Source organism: Sulfitobacter sediminis, assembly GCF_040811725.1.
GTDB classification, from domain to species: Bacteria; Pseudomonadota; Alphaproteobacteria; order Rhodobacterales; family Rhodobacteraceae; genus Sulfitobacter; species Sulfitobacter sediminis.
In genome coordinates, this window is record NZ_JBFNXX010000069.1 from 1 (window position 1) to 4,162 (window position 4,162).

5 protein-coding genes are annotated in these 4,162 nt (G+C 54.5%); 3 read left to right on the forward strand and 2 right to left on the reverse strand.

The features are described from left to right. The 3 genes from AB2B41_RS23050 to AB2B41_RS23060 form a co-directional block, all read left to right on the forward strand. A partial coding sequence (locus AB2B41_RS23050) for a hypothetical protein (RefSeq protein ID WP_367880172.1) occupies nt 1–251 on the forward strand: 251 nt, incomplete at its 5' end. 140 nt (nt 252–391) lie between these two features. Then, nucleotides 392–1,717: an adenylate/guanylate cyclase domain-containing protein gene (locus tag AB2B41_RS23055; RefSeq protein WP_367880173.1), complete on the forward strand. Its 1,326-nt coding sequence runs from the start codon at nt 392–394 to the stop codon at nt 1,715–1,717. Nucleotides 1,718–1,843: 126 nt separating this feature from the next. After that, on the forward strand, nt 1,844–2,209 hold the full coding sequence (locus tag AB2B41_RS23060; RefSeq protein WP_367880176.1) for an ester cyclase: 366 nt from the start codon (nt 1,844–1,846) through the stop codon (nt 2,207–2,209). A 69-nt stretch (nt 2,210–2,278) separates the two neighbouring features. Here the strand turns inward: AB2B41_RS23060 and AB2B41_RS23065 are convergent, their stop codons facing one another. Further along, entirely contained in the window at nt 2,279–2,704 is a 426-nt protein-coding gene (locus tag AB2B41_RS23065) for an acyl-CoA thioesterase (RefSeq protein ID WP_367880174.1), read from the reverse strand. Nucleotides 2,705–3,188: 484 nt separating this feature from the next. Next, nucleotides 3,189–3,968 (reverse strand): lysophospholipid acyltransferase family protein, encoded by a 780-nt coding sequence (locus AB2B41_RS23070; RefSeq protein WP_367880175.1) that lies wholly within the window; start codon nt 3,966–3,968, stop codon nt 3,189–3,191. Nucleotides 3,969–4,162: the final 194 nt, after the last annotated feature.

The following is a 4,162-nucleotide window of genomic DNA, read 5'->3' on the forward strand; positions in this document are numbered from 1 at the left end:
CGACATCATCATGCAGTACCTGGAATTACATTCCGCCAAATGATGCCACCGGCCTCAGCCGGTGTGTCATTCACTTAGCGTTTGGCTGGTTCGCGACAGATTTTCTTTTAATTTTCTTTTGTTCCCTCTTGGGCTCGTTTGGGTCATCCGAGTCTTTTCATCAGATGACCGGAAAGCTGCTGTCAGCGGCCACTCATGTCTGGCTCGCGGCGCGGCAAAGTCCGCTTTTGCGCTGCAACGACCGCCTTTGACAACACCGAACACTCGTTTTGACTGCGTCCAATGTCTCAGAAGCGGGACAGGCCAGCCATTGCGTGGGTGCGGTGTTGCAGTGATCCGCTAGGGTGCCAAAGGAGTTGACTTTGTCGTAGGGAGCCAGATCGTTGGCTCCATGCGCCCGAGAACACAATATGCGAAATGTGGTGATCTCTACATAGCCTACCAGGTCTTTGGGGATGGTCCGGTTGACCTGCTGTACGCTCAGGGCTGGTTGACGAATGTTGAGTATGCGTGGGAAAGCCCCGATTACGCGCGCTTTCTCACCAAATTGGGGCGCTTCGCGCGTGTCATATTCTTCGACAAGCGCGGCACTGGCATGTCAGATCGCAATGTTGGCGTTCCCACGCTCGAAGAACGTTCTCAAGACATTAACGCGGTTATGGAGGCAGTTGGCTCCCAAAAGGTCGCACTTTTCGGCATGTCGGAGGGCGGAGCAATATGTTCCTATTTCGCTGCCACTTATCCTCAAAACGTCAGCCACCTAATCCTGTACGGTAGCCGCCCCCGGTATGCTTGGGCGCCTGACTACCCTGCTGGCACAACAGAGGAAGAAATCGAAGCGTCGATCTCCGATCTGATCGCCAATTGGGGTGGTGCTTTCGAGCTGGACACTGGCGCGCCGAGTGTTGCTGGCGACCGAGCTGCCGCCGAATGGTTTGCAGCCTATTTTCGCTACTCCGCGAGTCCCGGTGCCGCAGAGCAGATTACGCGCATGAACTACATGATCGACTATCGTGACCTGCTGCCAGCAATACGAACACCCACTCTGGTTTTGCATCGCGAAGGCGATTTATGGTGCCCGGTCGAATGCGCGGATTATCTGGCAGACAATATATCTGCGGCACAAAAAGTAATCCTGCCCGGCGATGACCACTTGGCCTGGTATGGAAATCAGGATGACATCCTGCAAGCCGTCGAGGAATTCGTGACCGGAGATCAGTCGCGAACTGTATCTCAGCGTAAGCTCTTGACCGTCGTTTTCATCGATATTGTAGGTTCTACCGACAAGCTTTCCGCTCTGGGCGATGAGCGGTGGAAGAGCTTAGTTGAACAAATGGACATCATGGTGTCCCGACGGGTAGGTGGGTTCGCTGGGCGTCGGGTGAAGCACACCGGTGATGGATACATGCTTTGTTTTGAAGGCCCAACGAGTGCGATCGAATGCGCGCGTGAGATTAGACGTGACTTAGATCGATTGGGACTTCAGTGCCGAACAGGCATCCATACGGGCGAATGTGAACAGATTGGTGAGGATCTTTCAGGTCTTGCCGTAAATATCGCTGCTCGCATCATGGACACATCTGGCCCCCAAGAGATCACGGTTTCCCAGACCGTAAAGGATTTGGTTGTGGGGTCTGACACCAAGTTTGGTTCCGCGGGCGATAAAGAGCTAAAGGGCGTACCAGGGCGTTGGTCACTTCATCGGGTCGCATCCTAGTGGCCGAAATTGCGAGATTTTGAATGATGCTATCGCTTTATGTTGAAAAGCCATGCCGAAGCTGTTGGGTGATAATTGGATGCAAACATGACGGAAAATGAGCGCACCCGACTGACAGCACAAAGAATGCTAGAGGAGGTTTGGAACCTTCGACGTCTCGATATTCTTCCCGAGCTTTGCCAACGGGACGCATGCCTTCACTTGCCTAAGGGGCGCGTCGAAGGAAGAGATACTATGCGGGATACCTTTATTGTTCCTGTGCTTGAGGCTTTCCCCGACATTGTACACGAGATCGATGAGTTGATCGTCCAAGGCAATCGCGTCGCGATGAGGTTCCATGGATCAGGAACGCATAGGGGTGCATTCGCAGAGAAGGCAGCTACGTCGAAGCGGCTGGACTATGCAGGCATCACCATCTTTCACATGCGAGATGGCAAAGTGAGCGATATCTGGAACTACTCGAACTGGTCCGAAGCATTCGCAGCTTTGTAGTGCCCGGTTTGGGCTCAGCTGAGACATCTGCGATTTTCGGTCAGATGACAGCTAAGCAGCCCTCAGCGGTCACGCTTCTTGTTCCAACCATTGCACCGCTGCTTCGCGAACATCCTCTGGGATTTCAGCCGCTTTCCGCGTCTCGAGACTCAACAGCACGCATTTAAAGACTGTCTCGAATGCGAGGGTGTCGCCTTCTGATCTGATCAGCCGATGCCTGAATGTCATGGACTTGGAGCCAATCTGCATGACAGAGGTTTCCAGCCTTATCGCATCACCTGCAGACAGTTCAGCGCGAAAGTCGCTTTGAGCATTGACGACAGCAAAGGATAGCCGTCGACCCTCTCGCATATCATTTGCCGTCAGTCCCATTTCTGACTGGATTGTGAAAACACCGTCGGAACAGGCTGCGAAGTAACGAGAGACGTTCATATGACCAAGAAAATCACAGTCGGATGGGTCAACCACAGAGCGAAATGAAATCATCGCTGGCATCTACTCACTCCCAGATATTGTTCAGGGATCATACCGTTCTGAATGCCTCCGAAAAAGGTCTGTTCTGGGCTCGTCTGGGTCATCCGAGTCTTTTCATCAGATGACCGGAAAGCTGCCGTCAGCGGCCACTCATGACTGGCTCGCGCCGCGGCAACGTCTGCTTTCGCGCTGCAACGACCGCCTTTGCCAACACCGGCCACTCGTTTTGACTGCGTCCGATGTCTCAGAAGCGGACTTTCCCGCCTGATGCTGGTGCAGCGAAACTTCCCTACGCGCGACAACCAAATTTCTCAACCAGACGCGGCGGCGCAGCACCGTTTCCCGAAAGCGGCCATTGAACTCGTACAAATTGGCCGAAATCCAAACCGGTCGTACGCTGCGCCGGTTACGGACGTCTCACATGCGGGACGAAGCGGACATGGGCGCGCCGGGGCATGCGCCTGATCTGCGGCGAAAGCAATGAAATACCTGACAAGAGATTACTTTAAATCAAGTCGACCTGACGGTCGGACAGCGCAGCGTAGTTTTCGGAAACGATCCGCTGCAACTTGTCCGCAAGCTCCCGCGCGTCGGCTTCGTCATAGGTTTCGGTGGACACGGGCTTGCAGAAACGGACCCGGATCTTGCCCGGACGCGCACGGACGGTTCCAAGCCGCATGGCATGGTGGCCGCCCTGTATCACCACCGGTATTATGGGTGCCTTCGCCCTGATCGCAATGATACTGCCGCCAACCTTGAAGCGTCCGATCCCGTCCCGACCCGAAAGCTTGCCTTCGCCGCCCCAACCAACTCTTTTGCCGTCCTTCGCCGCAGCCACCATGCGGTCGACAAGGGGGTCGGTGGATCTTCGATTGCCCCTTGAAACCAGCTCAATATCGAGTTTCTCGCATGCTTTGCGGGCAAAGGGGATGTGCCGATACACATCGGCACCGGCGAGCCGATCTACATGCGGCCAGATAGCGACGAAATACGCCGCCAAGTCCGCGAACGACGTCTCGTTGTGAGACAGGATGCAGCCCGTGCCTGCCGCAGGAATGTCCCCTTCGACAGTGATTTCAAATCGACAGTCTTCGAGATAAGTCACAAAAAGGCGCTCGAGTGGTGCCCGTGCCTGTCTGCCGACGTGCGCACCGCGCGCTATCCTGCTCATCGCTAACGGTGCACCTGTAAGAAACCGGAGTGAAGCTTTTCCCCCACGCCAGTTTTCTTCAATCGATCTCAGGGCGTGTGTCATATGACCTAAAGCTTTGATTGAATTGGCCATACCTGCCCCAATTCAATAAATCAATTTGAAACGCCTGGGCGGTTGGAGCTTGTTTTGCGGATGGCTCGCAGCTGGTCCCTTCATTTCTTTCACGCAGGTGCCTTGTAATGACCGCAGTGGGCTGATTGTGTTGAAAAACTCTGCTTGAGCGATGCTCTGACTGCTGATTCACTTCCCTTGAGATTAGGGAGGTC

Excerpts from the sequence above, each read along its gene's own strand:
- AB2B41_RS23055 (WP_367880173.1), top strand. The coding sequence starts at position 392 with ATGCGCCCGAGAACACAATATGCGAAATGTGGTGATCTCTACATAGCC.
- AB2B41_RS23070 (WP_367880175.1), bottom strand. The coding sequence starts at position 3,968 with ATGGCCAATTCAATCAAAGCTTTAGGTCATATGACACACGCCCTGAGA.
- AB2B41_RS23065 (WP_367880174.1), bottom strand. The coding sequence starts at position 2,704 with ATGCCAGCGATGATTTCATTTCGCTCTGTGGTTGACCCATCCGACTGT.
- AB2B41_RS23060 (WP_367880176.1), top strand. The coding sequence starts at position 1,844 with ATGCTAGAGGAGGTTTGGAACCTTCGACGTCTCGATATTCTTCCCGAG.